Genomic DNA, 15,309 nt, shown 5'->3' on the forward strand with positions numbered 1-15,309 from the left:
GAAAACGTGGAGCTACGAAGAACGTTTTCGCGGGGGCCCCGCTCACGGTGGCTGTCCGTGGCCGCCGCTACCGCGCTGTCCATCCCGCTGATGGCCGCCGCCCCAGCGACCGCCGCACCGACACCTACACCTGAGCCGCTCATCGCGCAAGAGAACGGTCCCGAGGCCCTGCGCTCCGACGCCCGCGCCCCCGAGTCCTACAAGGTGCTCGTCTTCACCAAGACCGACGGCGCCCGCCGCGCGTCCATCCAGGACGGTGTGCGGGTGATCCGGGCGCTGGGTGCGGACAACGGCTTCACCGTCACCGTCACCCAGGACGGTGGCGCCTTCACCGCGGAAAACCTGGCCAACTACCGCGCGGTGGTCTTCCTCAACACCACCGGCAACGTGCTCAACCCCACTCAGGAAGCCGCGTTCGAGGCGTACTTCCGGGCCGGCGGCGGCTACGTCGGCGTACACGCGGCGGCCGAGACCGAGCAGGACTGGACATTCTACCGCAACGTGCTCGGCACCGGCGTCTCCGGCGCGTCCGGAGTGGACGGTGCGACCGTGAAGGTCGCCGACCGGGCGCACCCGTCCACCGAGACGGTGCCGCGGGAGCTGTCGCTGAACGAGGAGTGGTACAACTACACCACCAACGTCCGCGGCGTGTCGCACGTGCTGGCCACTGTGGACGAAAAGGGCTACAGCGGCGGCACGATGGGCTACGACCACCCGGTCGCCTGGTGCAAGGACTACCAGGGCGGCCGCTCGTGGTACACCGGGCTCGGCCACTCCATCGAGACCTACCGCAACGGCAGCTTCAAGAAGCACCTGCTGGGCGGCATCCAGTGGTCGGCCGGCGTGGTCGAGGGCGACTGCGGCGCGACCGTGCTCGCCAACTACGAGAAGGTCACGCTCAACGACGAGCCGGGTGAGCCGATGTCGCTGTCGGTGCTCCCCGACGGCCGGGTGCTGCACAACACCCGGGGCGGCGAGATCCGGCTGTACGACCCGGAGACCGGCGCCAGCCCGGTCATCAACACCATCCCGGTCTACAGCCACGACGAGGACGGCCTGCAGACGGTCACGATCGACCCCGACTTCGCCAGCAACAAGTGGGTCTACGTCTACTACGCGCCGCGGCTCGACACCCCGATGGACGACCCGGCCACGCCCAGCGTCAACGAGGGCGACGCGCCGGCGACGAGCAACGACCCCACGGTCTGGGACAAGTTCAAGGGGTACAACCAGCTGTCCCGGTTCAAGTTCGTGGAGTCACCGACCCCGCACCTCGACCTCTCCAGCGAGCAGCAGATCATCCGGGTGAACACCGACCGCGGCATCTGCTGCCACGTCGCCGGCAAGGTGAAGTTCGACGGCAAGGGCAACCTCTTCCTCATCACCGGTGACGACACCAACGCCGGCGGTTCGGACAGCTTCACGCCGATCAACGAGTCGCCCACCCAGGGCCCCGGCTACGACGCGCAGCGCTCCGCCGGCAACACCAACGACCTGCGCGGCAAGGTGCTCCGGATCAAGGTGAAGGCGAACGGGACGTACACCGTGCCGAACGGCAACCTCTTCCCGGAGACCCAGGACTACGACAACAAGACCCGTCCGGAGATCTTCCTGATGGGCCTGCGCAACCCGTTCCGCTTCGACGTCGACGCCAGCGGCATGGTGTACGTCGGTGACTACTCGCCGGACTCGCGGGTGCCGAGCGCGACCCGTGGCCCGGAGGGCGTCGGTCGCTGGTTCGCCACGAAGACGGCGGGCAACTACGGCTGGCCGTACTGCTTCTCGCCAAGCCTGCCGTACATCGACTTCGACTTCGTGACCCGCACCTCGGGCCAGCCGTTCAACTGCGGCGCACCGGTCAACAACTCGCCGCGCAACACCGGCCGGACCGTGCTGCCAGCCGTGCAGCAGCCGCAGTTCTGGTACACGTACAACGCCCTCACCCCGTGCGCGGGCGCCTACCTGTCCACCCCGCCGACCGCGTGCGACTTCAAGTGGCCGGTGATCGGCACCGGTGGCGTCGGCCCGCACGGCGGCCCGATCTACAAGTACGACGCCAACCTGGACTCGGAGACGAAGCTGCCGGAGTACTACAACAACGCGGTCTTCTTCGGTGAGTTCACCCGGGACAAGATGTTCGTGATGCAGACCGACGGCAAGGGCAACCTGACCGGCGTCGAGCAGTTCCTGCCCGGCTTCGTCTTCGACAACCTGATGGAGATGGAGATCGGTCCGGAGGGCAACATCTACTTCCTGGAGTACGGCGACGGCTTCTTCCGGGCCAACCCGGACGCGCAGCTCGCCATGATCCGGTACGTGAAGGGCACCCGCGCCCCGGTGGCCAAGCTGGCCGCCACCCCCACCTCCGGGCAGACCCCGCTGACCGTCTCGTTCAGCAGTGAGGGCACGTACGACCCGGACCCGGGCGAGTCCATCTCGTACGCCTGGGACTTCACCAGCGACGGCACGGTCGACTCGGCCGACCCGAACCCGTCGTTCACCTACACCACCAACGGCGTCTTCAACGCCAAGCTGACCGTGACCGACTCCACCGGCAAGACGGCTGTGCTCACCCGTGAGATCGTCGTCGGCAACACGGCACCGACGGTGACGGTGACCGCTCCGGTTTCCGGCACGTTCTTCAACTGGGGCGACACGATCCCGTACACGGTGACCGTCACCGACCCCGAAGACGGCACCATCGACTGCAGCCGGGTACGGGTGTCGTTCGTCCTCGGACACGACACGCACGGCCACGAGATGACCGCCACCACCGGGTGCACGGGCACGCTGCCCAGCCCGCCCGACGGCGCCGACCACGCGGGCGGCTACCTGTACGGCGGGATCAGCGCCTCCTACACCGACCTGGGCGGCAACGGCCAGCCGGCGCTGACCACGGTCGGCCAGGCGGTCATCCAGGTGCGCCAGCAGCAGGCCGAGTTCGCCCAGGTGCAGCAGGGCGTGACGCTGGCCAACACGAACGACACGGGCGGCGGCCAGCACGTGACCGGCATCGACGCGGGTGACCACATCGCGTTCGACCCGGTCAACCTGGGTGGCGTCAGCTCGGTCACCTTCCGCTACGCCAGCGGTGGTACCGCCACCGCCGGCACGCCGCGGGCAACGGTCGAGCTGCGGGCGGGTTCGCCCACCGGCCCGGTCGTCGCCACGGCCACGCTCAACGCGACCAGCGGCACCAACTCCTGGGCGAGCCAGAGCGTCCCGGTCAGCTACGCGGCCGGCACGCAACGGCTCTACCTGGTATTCGGTGCGGTGTCGGGCGGCCCGACCACCGGGCTGGTCAACCTCAACTGGGTCGAGTTCTCCAGTACCTCCGGGGCCGCATAGCGCCGGAGCCTAGACGTGGAGGGCGGGAACGGACGCCGACCGGTCCCGCTCACCACAGCCCCGTCCGCCCTGCCCGCCGGGCCGGGACAGCGTCGTTGCCGCCGACTCCGGCGCCGTTTCGGTGGTGCCATCCGGCAGGCGGGTGGGCGGGGCCCAACCAGCGATCGAAACATCGTTGGTATCTAATCGAGGTGGGAGGTCACCATGGCGACAGGTGTATGGCTCGCTGGCGGGCGCGGTTCAGTCGCCGTGACCAGCATTGTCGGTGCGACCGCGATCCGGGCCGGGCTGGCCGACCCCACCGGCTGCGTCACCGAGCTGGAGCAGTTACGCAGCCCCGCGCTGCCGGCCCTCGGCGACCTGGTCTTCGGCGGCCACGACCCGGCGTCCACCCGGTTGTGCAAGAAGGCCGAGGCCCTCGCCGCGGCCGGCGTGGTGCCGGCCCGCCTGGTCGCCGCGCTCACCGAGGAGCTGGCCACCGTCGAGGCGGAGATCCGGCCAGTGCCGGCGGCCGCCACGCAGCTCGAGACCGCCGCGCTCATCGCCGAAGACATCGCCGCGTTCCGCTTCCGGCACAGCCTGGAACGCGTGGTCGTGGTCAACGTCTCCTCCACCGAGCCGGCTCCCGCCCCGCATCCCGCGCACGGCGACGCGGACGCGCTGCGGCAGGCGCTCGGCGTGCCCGGCGCGGTGCTGCCGCCCAGCTCGCTCTACGCGTACGCGGCGTTCACCGCCGGTTGCTCCTATGTGGACTTCACGCCGTCGACCGGCGCCCGGCTGCCCGCCCTCGACGCGCTCGCGCACCGGCACGCCGTGCCGTACGCGGGGCACGACGGCAAGACCGGCGAGACGCTGGTCAAGTCGGTGCTGGCGCCGATGTTCGCGATGCGCCACCTGCGCGTGCGCACCTGGTCCGGCACCAACCTGCTGGGCGGCGGCGACGGCGCCAACCTGGCCGACCCGGGGGCCAACGCGGCCAAGGCGACCAGCAAGCAGCGCGTGCTCGGCGAGACGCTCGGCTACGAGCCGCAGGGCAACACCCGCATCGAGTACGTGGACGACATCGGCGACTTCAAGACCGCCTGGGACCTCATCACGTTCAGCGGCTTCCTCGGCACCTCGATGCGGATGGAGTTCACCTGGCACGGCTGCGACTCCGCACTGGCCGCGCCGCTCGTGCTCGACCTGGCCCGGCTCACCGCCGCCGCGCACAAGTCCGGCCGCAGCGGGCCGCTGACCGAGCTCGCCTTCTTCTTCAAGGATCCACTGGGGACGGTGCCGCACGCGCTCGCCGAGCAGTGGGCGCTGCTCGCGTCGTTCGTCCGCGGGTTCGCCGATGCCTAGCCTGCGCGCCCTGGTCGAGCTGGTCCGGGCGCCCGCCGCACTCTCCGTACCCGGGGATGTCGTCGCCGGCGCGGCCGCGGGTGGCGCGTTCCGGCCGCGCACGGCGGGCCTCGCCGCCGCGTCGGTCTGCCTCTACTGGTCCGGCATGGCCGCCAACGACTGGGCCGACCGTGAGCTCGACGCGGTGGAGCGCCCCGAACGCCCCATCCCGTCCGGCCGCGTCACACCGTCGCAGGCCCTCGGCGTGGCGGCCGGCCTGACCGTCGCGGGCGTCGCGCTCGCCGCGCTGGCCGGCGGCCGCCGCGCGCTGGCCGTGGCGCTCCCGCTCGCCGGGACCGTGTGGGCGTACGACCTGCGGGCCAAGAACACCCCCGCCGGTCCCGCCGTCATGGCCGCCTGCCGCGGGCTGGACGTGCTGCTCGGCGCCGCACCCGGCCGGGTGGTCCGGGCGCTGCCGGCGGCGCTGACGGTCGCCGCGCACACGTACACGGTGACCGCCCTGTCCCGCCGCGAGGTCTCCGGCGCCGACCGCGCGCTGCCCGCCGCGACGCTGGCCGGCACGGCCGCCGTCGCCCTCTCCGCCGGCCTGCCCGCGGCCCGCAACGGCCGCGGGGCGGCCGCGGTGCCGGGTGCGCTCGCCGCGTGGTACGCGGCCGGCTACGGCGCGGCACAGGCCCGGGTCGCCGCCGACCCCTCCGCGGCCCGGGTGCGGGCCGCCGTGGGCGCCGGCATCACCGGCCTCCCGCCGCTGCAGGGCGCGCTCGCCGCCAGCGCCGGCGCGCCCGCCACGGGCGTCGTGGTCGCGGCCTTCGCGCCGCTCGCCCGCCGGCTCGCCCGGAAGGTCTCACCGACATGACGATCCGGTTCGGGTACGGGACCAACGGTTTCGCCAACCACCGCCTCACCGATGCGCTGGCCGTCATCGCCGACCTCGGGTACGACGGCGTGGCGCTCACGCTCGACCACGACCACCTCGACCCGTTCGCGCCCGATCTGGCCCGCCGCACGGACGCGGTGGCGTCCACACTGGACCGGCTCGGCCTGTCGGTGGTCATCGAGACCGGCGCCCGGTACCTGCTCGACCCGTGGCACAAGCACGCGCCGACGCTGCTGCACGACGACCCGGCCAAGCGCTTGGAGTTCCTGCGCCGCGCCGTGCGGATCGGCGCCGACCTGGGCGCCGAGGCGGTCTCGTTCTGGTCCGGCGTCACCCCGGCCGGCGTTGCCGACCCGTGGGACCGCCTGGTCCGCGGCTGCGCCGAGATCGTCGAGTTCGCGGCGGCGGTGCGGGTGACGCTCGGCTTCGAGCCCGAGCCCGGCATGCTGGTGGACGACATCGCCGCCTGGCGCCGGCTCCACGCCGACCTGGGCGCCCCGCCCGGCTTCGGCATCACCCTCGACATCGGACACTGCCGCTGCCTGGAGCCGCTGCCCGTACCGGAGTGCGTGCTCGCGGTCGCCGACCACCTGGTCAACGTCCAGATCGACGACATGCGCCGCGGCGTGCACGAGCATCTGGAGTTCGGCACCGGCGAGATCGACTTCCCGCCGGTGCTCCGCGCGCTGTCGGACGCCGGCTACACCGGCCTGGTCGCCGTCGAGCTGCCCCGCCACTCGCACGCCGCCCCGACGGTCGCCGCCCAGTCCGTCGAGTTCCTCCGCAAGGCCGAGCGGGATGGGGAGGCTGTGTATGACAACGTTGAATGAGCTGCGGGCGGCCGTACCCGCGCAGGGGTGGCTGGGCGAGGCGCTGGAGCGCGTCGCGGGCGATCCGGGCGCGATCGGGCGGCTCTTCCCAGCGGCCGGGCGGCGGGTCGGGCGGGACGCGCTCGCGGACGTACCGGGCTGGAGTGCCGACGAGGCGGCGCGGGTGCAGTTGCTCGCGGCGCTGCCGGCGGACCGGGTCGCGGCCGAGGCGGAAGGGCTCTACCGGTACGGCGACGCGGCCGAGAAGCGGGCCGTGCTCAAGGCCCTGCCGCTGCTGCCGATCGCGGACGAGGGCGTGCCGCTGCTGCAGGACGCGATCCGCACCAACGACACCCGGCTGGTGGCCGCCGCCCTCGGGCCGTACGCCCGGCACCTGGACGACGCGGCCTGGCGGCAGGCGGTGCTCAAGTGCGTCTTCATGGGGCTGCCGCTCTCCAGTGTGGACAGTCTCGACGAGCGGGCCGACGCCGAGCTCGCCACCATGCTCCGCGGGCTGGTCGAGGAGCGCCAGGCGGCCGGCCGCGACATGGCCCCCGACGCGCTCGCCCTGCTCGACCGGTTGAAGGGACTCTGATGCGCATCTTCGACCCGCACATCCACATGACCTCCCGGACCACCGACGACTACGAGCGGATGGCCGCCGCCGGCATCACCGCCATCGTGGAACCGGCGTTCTGGCTGGGGCAGCCGCGTACGAGCGTCGGCTCGTTCACCGACTACTTCGACTCGCTCGTCGGGTGGGAGCCGTTCCGGGCCAGCCAGTTCGGCGTACGGCACCACGCCACGATCGCGCTCAACCCCAAGGAGGCCAACGACCCCCGCTGCCGCGAGGTGCTCGACCTGCTCCCGCGCTACCTGGAGAAGGACGGTGTGGTCGCGGTCGGCGAGGTCGGGTACGACTCGATGACCCCCGAAGAGGACGAGGTCTTCGCCGCCCAGCTCGCCCTCGCGGTGGAGCACGAGCTGCCCGCGCTGGTCCACACGCCGCACCGGGACAAGGCCCGCGGCACCGAGCGGACCCTCGCGGTCGTCGCCGAGTCGGGCATCGAGCCGGGGCACGTCGTCGTCGACCACCTCAACGAGGTGACCGTCGGGCTGGTCCGCGACTCCGGCTGCTGGCTCGCCTTCTCCATCTACCCGGACACCAAGATGTCGCCGCCGCGCATGGTGAATATCCTGCGGGAGTACGGGCTGGAGCGGATGCTCGTCAACTCGGCCGCCGACTGGGGACGCTCGGATCCGCTGCTGACCCGTACGACGGCCGACGCGATGCTGGCGGCCGGTTTCAGCGAAGACGACGTCGACCGCGTGCTGTGGCGCAACCCGGTGGACTTCTACGGGCAGTCCGGCCGCCTCGATCTGTCCGATGTGGAGAAGGAAGCCACCTTCGCCGGCAACTCGATCCTGCGCGGGGGCAGCTGATGCACCTGAGCTACTGCACCAACGTGCACCCGGCCGAAGACTTCGACGGGATCGTGCGGCAGTTCGACACGTACGCCGTGGCGATCCGCCGGCACCTCGACGCCGACGTGCTCGGGCTGGGGCTGTGGCTGGCCGCCCCGCTCGCCGCCGAGCTGGCCGCCGATGCCGCGCTGCGCCAGCGGCTCCGCCGCGAGCTGGACGCGCGCGGGCTGGAGGTGGTGACCCTCAACGGCTTTCCGTACGAGGCGTTTCAGGCCCCGGTGGTGAAGCTCGGCGTCTACCACCCGGACTGGACCGACCGGCGCCGCCTGGACTACACATTGGACCTCGCCCGCGTCCTGGTCGACCTGCTGCCCGACCACGCGGCCCGCGGCTCCATCTCCACGCTGCCGCTGGCCTGGCGCGAGCCGTGGGACGCCGGCCGGGCGGGCGCCGCCGCGCGGATGCTGGACGAGCTGGCCGCCGGGCTGGCCGGGATCGCCGAGCGCGCGGGCCGGCCGGTGCGGGTGGCGTTCGAGCCGGAGCCGGGCTGCGTCGTGGAGACCACCGCCCAAGCCGTCACCGCGCTGTCCGGTGTGGACACCGAGTGGCTCGGTGTCTGCCTCGACCTGGCCCACCTCGCCTGCGCCTGGGAGGAGCCGGCCGAGGCGCTGGCCCGCCTCCGGGCGGCCGGCCTGCCGGTGGTCAAGGTGCAGGTCTCCGCCGCGCTGGAGGCCGCCGACCCGGTCGCCGCGGCCGAGGTGCTCCAGGGGTACGTCGAGCCGCGCTTCCTGCACCAGACCCGCTCGGCGTACGGGGACGCCGCCGACGACCTGGACGAGGCGCTGGAACGGGAGCTGAAAGGCCCGTGGCGGGTGCATTACCACGTGCCGCTGCACGCCGAGCCGGCCGCGCCGCTCGCCTCCACCGTGCCGGTGCTCCGCGCCGCCATGCGCGAGCTGCTGGCCACTCCCGAGCCGGCGTGCGACCACTTCGACGTGGAGACGTACACGTGGGGTGTGCTCCCGCAGGAGCAGCGCCCCCGCACTGACGCCGAGGTGGCCGCGGGGATCGCGGCCGAGCTCGCCTTTGCCCGTGCCCTGATGAGCGAGGAGGCAACAGCATGACGCCGCTGGTCGTCATCGACGTGGTCGGGTTGACGCCCCGGCTGCTGGCGCACATGCCGCGGCTGAGGGCCGTGGCCGACGCCGGCTTCCACGCCTCGCTCGGCACCGTGCTGCCGGCGGTCACCTGCACCGTGCAGTCGACGTTCCTGACCGGGGAGACACCCGCCGGGCACGGGATCGTGGGCAACGGCTGGTACTTCCGGGACGTCGGCGACGTGCTGCTGTGGCGCCAGCACAACGCGCTCGTCGGCGGCGAGAAGCTGTGGCACGCGGCCCGCAAGGCCCAGCCCGGCTACACGGTGGCCAACGTCTGCTGGTGGTACGCGATGGGCGCCGACGTCAACTGGACGGTCACGCCGCGCCCCATCTACTACGCGGACGGGCGCAAGGAACCGGACTGCTACACCGATCCGCCGGAGCTGCACGACGACCTCGTCGGCGCGCTGGGCGGCTTCCCGCTCTTCACGTACTGGGGTCCGGGCGCCGCAATGCCCTCCTCGGCCTGGATCTGCAAGGCGGCCGAGAAGATCATGGCAGACCACAACCCCGACCTCACCCTCGTGTACGTGCCCCACCTCGACTACGACCTGCAACGCTTCGGCCCCTCCTCGCCGCAGGCGGTCGCCGCCGCGACGGCGCTCGACCGGGTGCTCGGCCCGCTGCTCGACGCGGCCAAGGCACGGGAGGCGACGGTGGTGGCGCTCTCCGAGTACGGCATCACCGACGCGAGCCGCCCGGTCGACGTCAACCGGATGCTGCGCCGCGAGGGCCTGCTCCGGGTGTACACACAGGACGGTATGGAGTACCTGGATCCGTGGACGTCCCGGGCGTTCGCGGTCGCCGACCACCAGATCGCCCACGTGTACGTGAAGGATCCGGCCGACATCCCCGCGGTCGCCAAGCTCTGCTCCACTCTGGACGGCGTCGCCGAGGTGCTGGACGAGGCGGGCAAGGCGGCGCACGGCCTGGACCACGAGCGCTCCGGCGAGCTGGTGCTGGTGGCCGAGCCGGACGCCTGGTTCACGTACTACTACTGGCTCGACGACGCCCGCGCCCCCGACTTCGCCCGGCTCGTCGAGATCCACCGCAAGCCCGGGTACGACCCGGCCGAGCTCTTCTTCGATCCGGCCGCGCCGGCGGCGGCGAAGCGGCGGGCGGCCACCGCGCTGGCCCGCAAGAAGCTCGGCATGCGCTACATGATGAGCGTCGTCGGCCTGGACGCCGGCGCGAAAGCGGTGCGCGGCAGCCACGGCCGGCTCCCGGCGCACCCCAACGACGCCCCCGTGCTCATCTGCTCGGACCGCTCGGCGGCCCGCCCGCACCTCGCCGCGACGGAGGTCAAGCGCTTCCTGCTCAGCCTGGCCGGGCTGACGTCATGACCGCTGTCGTCGCCCAGGGGTCCGAACTGGACGACCTGCGCGGACGCTTCGACGCCGAGCTCGCGGCGTTCATCGACCGGCAGGACCCGGACTGGCCGGACGGCGCGCCGCGGGGCGTGCTGGCGACGCTGCGCCGCTTCGTGCTCGCGGGCGGCAAGCGGCTGCGGCCGATGTTCTGCTACTGGGGCTGGCGTGGCGCCGGCGGCCTGGACCGCCAGGAGGTGGTCGTCGCGGCCGCCGCGCTGGAGCTGTTCCACGCGTTCGCGCTCATCCACGACGACATCATGGACGGCAGTGACCGGCGCCGCGGCGAGCCGTCGGTGCACAAGGTCTTCGCCGAGCTGCACACCAAGTCGATGTGGCGCGGCGACCCGGCCTCGTTCGGGCGCAACACCGCGCTGCTCTGCGGCGACCTCTGCGCGGCCTGGGCCGACCAGATGTTTCACGAGTGCGGGCTGCCGCCCGGGCAGATCCACCGCGGGTACGGCGTCTTCGCGCACATGCGCACCGAGGTCATCGCCGGCCAGTACCTCGACCTGGTCTCCGGCGTCGGCGACGGCTCGGTGGCGAGCGCGCTCACGGTGATCCGGATGAAGGCGGCCCGCTACACGGTGACCCGGCCGCTGCAGATCGGCGCCGGGCTGGCCGGGGGAGGGGCGGAGCTGCACTCCGCGTACGCCGCGTTCGGCGACCCGCTCGGCGACGCGTTCCAGCTCCGCGACGACGTGCTCGGCGTCTTCGGCGACCCCGCGCTCACCGGAAAGTCCATCCTGGACGATCTGCGCGAGGGGAAGCCGACCGTGATGATGGCGCTGGCCCGCAGCGGCGCCGACCGGGCACAGGCCGCCCGGCTGCGGGACCTGTTCGGAAACCCGGACCTCGACGCCGGCGGCGCCGAGGAGCTGCGCGCGATCATCGTCGACACCGGCGCGCTCGACCGCATCGAGCAGATGATCCGGGTACGCGCGGACGCGGCCGTCGCCGCCCTCGCCGGTGCCCCGATCTCCGCCGACGCGCGCGACGCGCTGGTGGCCCTGGCCGGCTCGGCGATCGACCGGCAGCGCTGAGGCGGGCCCGCCGGCGGGGGGCGGTAAAGGTGAACCGCCCTCGCGAAGTGGCGGCACGCGGTTGTGGCAGACTCTGAGCCGTCCGTGACGGGACCGCTCGGGAGGTGACCATGGCGCTACGGGTGGTAGCGGCGTGGCCGGCGTCATGAACCGCCGTCCCGCGGTCGACACGGTGCGCCGGGCCGTGCGCAGCACCCGCGCCTGGGCTCGCGCGGTGGCTCCGGGCGCGCTGCCCGACTTCCTCGTGATCGGCGGCCAGCGGTGCGGCACCACCTCGCTGCACCGGTACCTCGCCGAGCACCCGCAGGTGCGCGCCGCGGCCGGCAAGGAGATCCAGTTCTTCAGCATCCACTATGGACGCGGGGAGCGCTGGTACCGGGGGCACTTCCCGGCGCCGATGGCCGGGCGGTTGAGCTTCGAGGCGAGCCCGTACTACCTGTTTCACCCGCGCGCTGCCGAGCGGGCGGCGGCGACGCTGCCGAACGGGCGCTTCATCGCGCTGCTGCGCGACCCGGTCGAGCGGGCCTACTCGCACTACCTGCAAACCCGGTCGTACGGCGTGGAGCCGCTCACCTTCGCCGAGGCGATCGCCGCCGAGCACGACCGGCTCGCCTGGGCGCTGCGCGCCGGGCCGGACAGCCGGGCCGCCCACGCGGTGCTACGCCGGTACTCGTACGCGGCCCGCGGGCGGTACGCGGAGCAGCTGGAGCGGTGGCTCCGGCACGTGCCGCGCGAGCGCCTCATGGTCGTGCGGAGCGAGGACTTCTACGCCGACCCCGCCTCGACGTACGCGGAGCTGCTGGAGTTTCTCGACCTGGAGCCGTTTCTGCCGCCCCGGTTTGCCCAGCACACCCGGCGGGTGGAGCGGGGTGGGCCGCCGGCGGAGGTGGCCCGGTCGCTGCGCGACTACTTCGTGCCGTACAACGCGCGGCTCGCGGAGCTGCTGCGCTGGCGCGACCCCTGGCCCGGCTCCGACTGACCCGGGTAGGCCCGGCGGGTCTCCGTGGGTCCGCCGACATCCACCGAGACCCGCCGGAAGCTCCCTATCCGTCGAGCAGGTCGGCGCAGTCCTTCTCGTCCGGCAGCAGCGGGCGGACGATGACCGTCCACTTGCGACCCTCGGAGGTCCACGGCGTCGCCGCGTTGGCCTTGTCCGCGGCGGACAGCACCTTGCCCGTGTCAGCGCCGGTGACCGTCACGCATCCGGTGTCCAGCCCGTTGCCGATCGACGTGCCGGGCAGCGCCGGACCCGGCCAGGCGACCTCGGGCTGCTTCAAACCGGCGGCGGGCTCGGGCGTCACGTACGGCGAGGCGATGGCGGCCAGCGTGACCGCCTGGTACGGCTGCTCCGACCCGGACGCGACGCCGAGCGTGCCGTGCAGGTCGCTGACCGCAGTGACCAGGTCGCGCAGCTTGGCGCGGGCCGCGACCTGGTCGGCGGTGAGGCCGGTGCCGGTGTCGGCGGTCTCGTTCAGCGCGTACACCTCCGTGGTCGCCGGCCCGCCCGTGGTGTCGACCGTGAACCGCGTCGACGGTGCGTCGGCGACCGGCGGCCGCCCCAGGTCTCCGGCGGTGCCGACGCCGGCGTCGGTGGCCCGCTCGACGAGCTTGTCGACGTCCGCGCTGGAGATCTTGATCACCTGGAGGTTGGGCAGCGCCGGGCCCGGGTAGATCGCCGGCTGCGGGCCCTGGACGATGGCGCGTCCGTCGCCGTAGATCGTCACGATCGGTAACCGGGCCACGCTGTCGCCGGGGGTGGTGAAGCCGCCGGTGTAGGCGATCCGCAACGCCACGGCGTCCGCGTCGCGCGGGACCGGCGTGTCGCCCGATGGCGCGCTGTCACCGCCATCTTGCGCGCACGCGACCAGCAGAAACAGGGAGGCGGCAGCGGCCGCGCGAAAGCCGGGTGCGATCGTCATCTCGTTTTGACGGCGCTCGGGCGTGTCCGGTTCCCGACTGCGATAACGTATATGGATGTCCGTCGCCGCGCCTGCCCGCCGCGAGCGGGGTCGCCTGCGCGGACGTCTTGTCGTCGGCCTCGCCTTCCTGGCCGTGCTGGCCGCCCCCGGGTCCGCCCACGCGGCGCCCCCACCCGAGGTCACGACGCCGGTGAGCGTCTGTGTCGAGGCGGGAGTCTCCACAGAGATCGACGCGGCGGCCGTGGCCGAGGCCCCCGCCGCGCCCGTGCCCGGGGCCGTCGAGCCGCGGGCCGCCCAGGCGCCGGTGCCCGCCGAGCGGGTCACCGTCGAAAGCGCCGACCGGTCGGCGACGGGCGAGCGCGCTCCGCCCCGGCCGGCTCGCTGATCCCGGCACAACCTCCCTCCCGTACCCCTCGATTCCGTGGGTGAGGTGTATCCCGTGAAGATCGATTTCCATGGTTTCCTGCTGGACGTCCGCGGCGCCGCCATGATCTGGCTGGCGCTCGTCGCCGTGGGCGCGGCACCGTTCGTGGCGATGGCCATCTCCGCCCAGCGCCGCTGGCGCCGGAGCCGGCCGCGGCCTGAGCGACGGGTCAGGTCGCGGCGCGAGTCGCCCGCCGCCCGCCAGGCCGAGCTGCGCCGGTACGCGGAGGAGGTGGCGGTGGCGGCGAGCCATGCCGCGGTCACGGCGGAGCGGCGGCGCGCCGAGTGGGCCGCGGTTTCCCGCACCCAGCAGGCGGCCTGGCGCGCCTACGACGAGGCGGCCGAGGCGGCATTGCGGACCATCCAGGCGGAGGCTTTCGGCACCCCGAAAACACCATCTACAGTGGATGATGTATCTGCGCGCCGCCGCTATCTGGAGCGGGCGGCGGCCGCCGCGTACCGCCGCGGAGACCTTACCGCCGACCAGTTCGGTGACGTGATTTCCGGCCGAAACGGCTGGGATCCACGCCGCCATCCGTTCGAGCAGGAGACCCGGCTGCGCGTCGCCCGCCGCGACCGCCTGCGCCGCGCGTGCGAAACACTGTCCGAAGTGGAACGCGCGGCGTGGCAGGCGGCCGAGGTGGCGGTGGCCGCCAAGCGGAGCCTCGACACCGAGGCGATCTCGGCCGCGCTCCGCGTGCGCCAGGCGGCCAGCCGCACCCGCCCGGCCCGCCGCCCGGTCCGCAGCACCCGCCCGATGCCGTCCTGGAACGCCGACACGGCTCCCATCCCGCGCGTCGTCCTCACCTGAAAGGCACCACCGCCGCCAGCGGTGCTGTGGCAGGCTGGGTGGGTCCGGGCTTCTTGACCGCCGAGGAGGTCACGGTGGGCGAGCGGATCGACTTCGACGCGGTCTACCAGGAGACCGCCGGCCTGGGCGGGCCACCCTGGGAGATCGGCGGTCCGCAGCCGGCGCTCGCGGCCGTGCTGGACCAGGGCGTGAAAGGGCCGAAGGTGCTCGACGCCGGGTGCGGCACGGGCGACCTCGCGCTCGCCCTCGCCCGTCGCGGCTACGACGTGACCGCGGTCGACATCTCACCCGTCGCGATCGAGATGGCCCGGGCCAAGGCCGCCGCCGAGGGGCTCGCGGTGCGCTTCGAGGTCCAGGACGCGACCCGCCTGTCGCTGCCGCCGGCGCCGTTCGACTCGGTGTTCGACTCCGGACTGCTGCACAGCCTCCAGCGGCGCGGCGACGACGAGGCGGATGCGTACCTCGCGCTGCTGCCTGGCCTCGCCGCGCCGGGCGCCACCGTCTTCGTGCTGGCGGTGTCGCTGCGAGCGGGGGAGGGCTGGGGGCTGACCGAGGAGTACCTGCGGTCGCCCTTCGCCGCGCCCGCGTGGGTCGGCACCGAGGTCGAGGAGATCGGCGTGGCCGCCGACTGGGACGGCCGCGACCTCACCCTGAGCGGCTTCCTGCTCCGCACGATTCGGGCCCCCGAAACCTGACCGGCCGCCGGGTGCGCCGGCCGGCGGGCGCAGATCGTGGTACGCAACCGCCCCTCGGGAGCCGTTCGCGCAATTGGCGGTGCGCTCT

The 15,309-nt window shown here is 73.1% G+C and carries 14 protein-coding genes; 13 read left to right on the top strand and 1 reads right to left on the bottom strand.

The genetic code is table 11. From position 1 onward, the window contains the following. The first annotated feature begins 57 nt into the window (after positions 1 to 57). The 10 genes from RB614_RS00715 (at position 58) to RB614_RS00760 (ending at position 12,352) form a co-directional block, all read left to right on the top strand. Positions 58 to 3,348 (top strand): ThuA domain-containing protein, encoded by a 3,291-nt coding sequence (locus RB614_RS00715; RefSeq protein WP_308710312.1) that lies wholly within the window; start codon positions 58 to 60, stop codon positions 3,346 to 3,348. Positions 3,349 to 3,552: 204 nt separating this feature from the next. Then, positions 3,553 to 4,692 (top strand): inositol-3-phosphate synthase, encoded by a 1,140-nt coding sequence (locus RB614_RS00720; RefSeq protein WP_308710313.1) that lies wholly within the window; start codon positions 3,553 to 3,555, stop codon positions 4,690 to 4,692. Next, positions 4,685 to 5,548, top strand: a complete 864-nt coding sequence (locus RB614_RS00725) for an SCO3242 family prenyltransferase (RefSeq protein WP_308710314.1) — start codon at positions 4,685 to 4,687, stop codon at positions 5,546 to 5,548. Before RB614_RS00720 ends, RB614_RS00725 begins: the two co-directional genes overlap by 8 nt. After that, positions 5,545 to 6,399, top strand: coding sequence for a sugar phosphate isomerase/epimerase family protein (locus RB614_RS00730; RefSeq protein ID WP_308710315.1), 855 nt, complete (start codon positions 5,545 to 5,547; stop codon positions 6,397 to 6,399). Before RB614_RS00725 ends, RB614_RS00730 begins: the two co-directional genes overlap by 4 nt. Further along, entirely contained in the window at positions 6,383 to 6,973 is a 591-nt protein-coding gene (locus RB614_RS00735) for an EboA domain-containing protein (protein WP_308710316.1), read from the top strand. Before RB614_RS00730 ends, RB614_RS00735 begins: the two co-directional genes overlap by 17 nt. Continuing rightward, a complete protein-coding gene (locus RB614_RS00740) occupies positions 6,973 to 7,821 on the top strand; it encodes a TatD family hydrolase (RefSeq protein WP_308710317.1) in 849 nt (282 codons plus the stop codon). Before RB614_RS00735 ends, RB614_RS00740 begins: the two co-directional genes overlap by 1 nt. Continuing rightward, positions 7,821 to 8,927: a metabolite traffic protein EboE gene (gene eboE / locus RB614_RS00745; protein ID WP_308710318.1), complete on the top strand. Its 1,107-nt coding sequence runs from the start codon at positions 7,821 to 7,823 to the stop codon at positions 8,925 to 8,927. The genes RB614_RS00740 and eboE overlap by 1 nt, the downstream gene beginning before the upstream one ends. Next, positions 8,924 to 10,306, top strand: a complete 1,383-nt coding sequence (locus tag RB614_RS00750) for an alkaline phosphatase family protein (RefSeq protein ID WP_308710319.1) — start codon at positions 8,924 to 8,926, stop codon at positions 10,304 to 10,306. Before eboE ends, RB614_RS00750 begins: the two co-directional genes overlap by 4 nt. Further along, complete coding sequence (locus RB614_RS00755; RefSeq protein WP_308710320.1) at positions 10,303 to 11,373, top strand: polyprenyl synthetase family protein; 1,071 nt, start codon at positions 10,303 to 10,305, stop codon at positions 11,371 to 11,373. Before RB614_RS00750 ends, RB614_RS00755 begins: the two co-directional genes overlap by 4 nt. Positions 11,374 to 11,518: 145 nt before the next feature. After that, positions 11,519 to 12,352 carry a sulfotransferase family protein gene (locus RB614_RS00760; RefSeq protein WP_308710321.1) on the top strand — a complete coding sequence of 278 codons (834 nt, stop codon included), beginning with the start codon at positions 11,519 to 11,521 and terminating at the stop codon, positions 12,350 to 12,352. 64 nt (positions 12,353 to 12,416) lie between these two features. Here RB614_RS00760 and RB614_RS00765 read toward each other — a convergent pair whose 3' ends face one another. After that, positions 12,417 to 13,292: a hypothetical protein gene (locus tag RB614_RS00765; RefSeq protein ID WP_308710322.1), complete on the bottom strand. Its 876-nt coding sequence runs from the start codon at positions 13,290 to 13,292 to the stop codon at positions 12,417 to 12,419. 55 nt (positions 13,293 to 13,347) lie between these two features. On the opposite strand from RB614_RS00765, the gene RB614_RS00770 reads away from it, so the two are divergent. The 3 genes from RB614_RS00770 to RB614_RS00780 all read left to right on the top strand — a co-directional run bounded on the left by RB614_RS00770 (position 13,348) and on the right by RB614_RS00780 (position 15,221). Next, entirely contained in the window at positions 13,348 to 13,677 is a 330-nt protein-coding gene (locus tag RB614_RS00770) for a hypothetical protein (RefSeq protein WP_308710323.1), read from the top strand. A gap of 54 nt (positions 13,678 to 13,731) precedes the next feature. Next, the gene (locus tag RB614_RS00775; protein WP_308710324.1) at positions 13,732 to 14,526 is read left to right on the top strand and encodes a hypothetical protein; all 795 of its coding nucleotides are present in this window, start codon (positions 13,732 to 13,734) and stop codon (positions 14,524 to 14,526) included. Positions 14,527 to 14,600: 74 nt separating this feature from the next. Beyond that, on the top strand, positions 14,601 to 15,221 hold the full coding sequence (locus RB614_RS00780; RefSeq protein WP_308710325.1) for a class I SAM-dependent methyltransferase: 621 nt from the start codon (positions 14,601 to 14,603) through the stop codon (positions 15,219 to 15,221). Positions 15,222 to 15,309 lie beyond the last annotated feature (88 nt).

It is taken from the genome of Phytohabitans maris, from assembly GCF_031085175.1.
In the GTDB taxonomy this organism is placed as follows: Bacteria; Actinomycetota; Actinomycetes; order Mycobacteriales; family Micromonosporaceae; genus Phytohabitans; species Phytohabitans maris.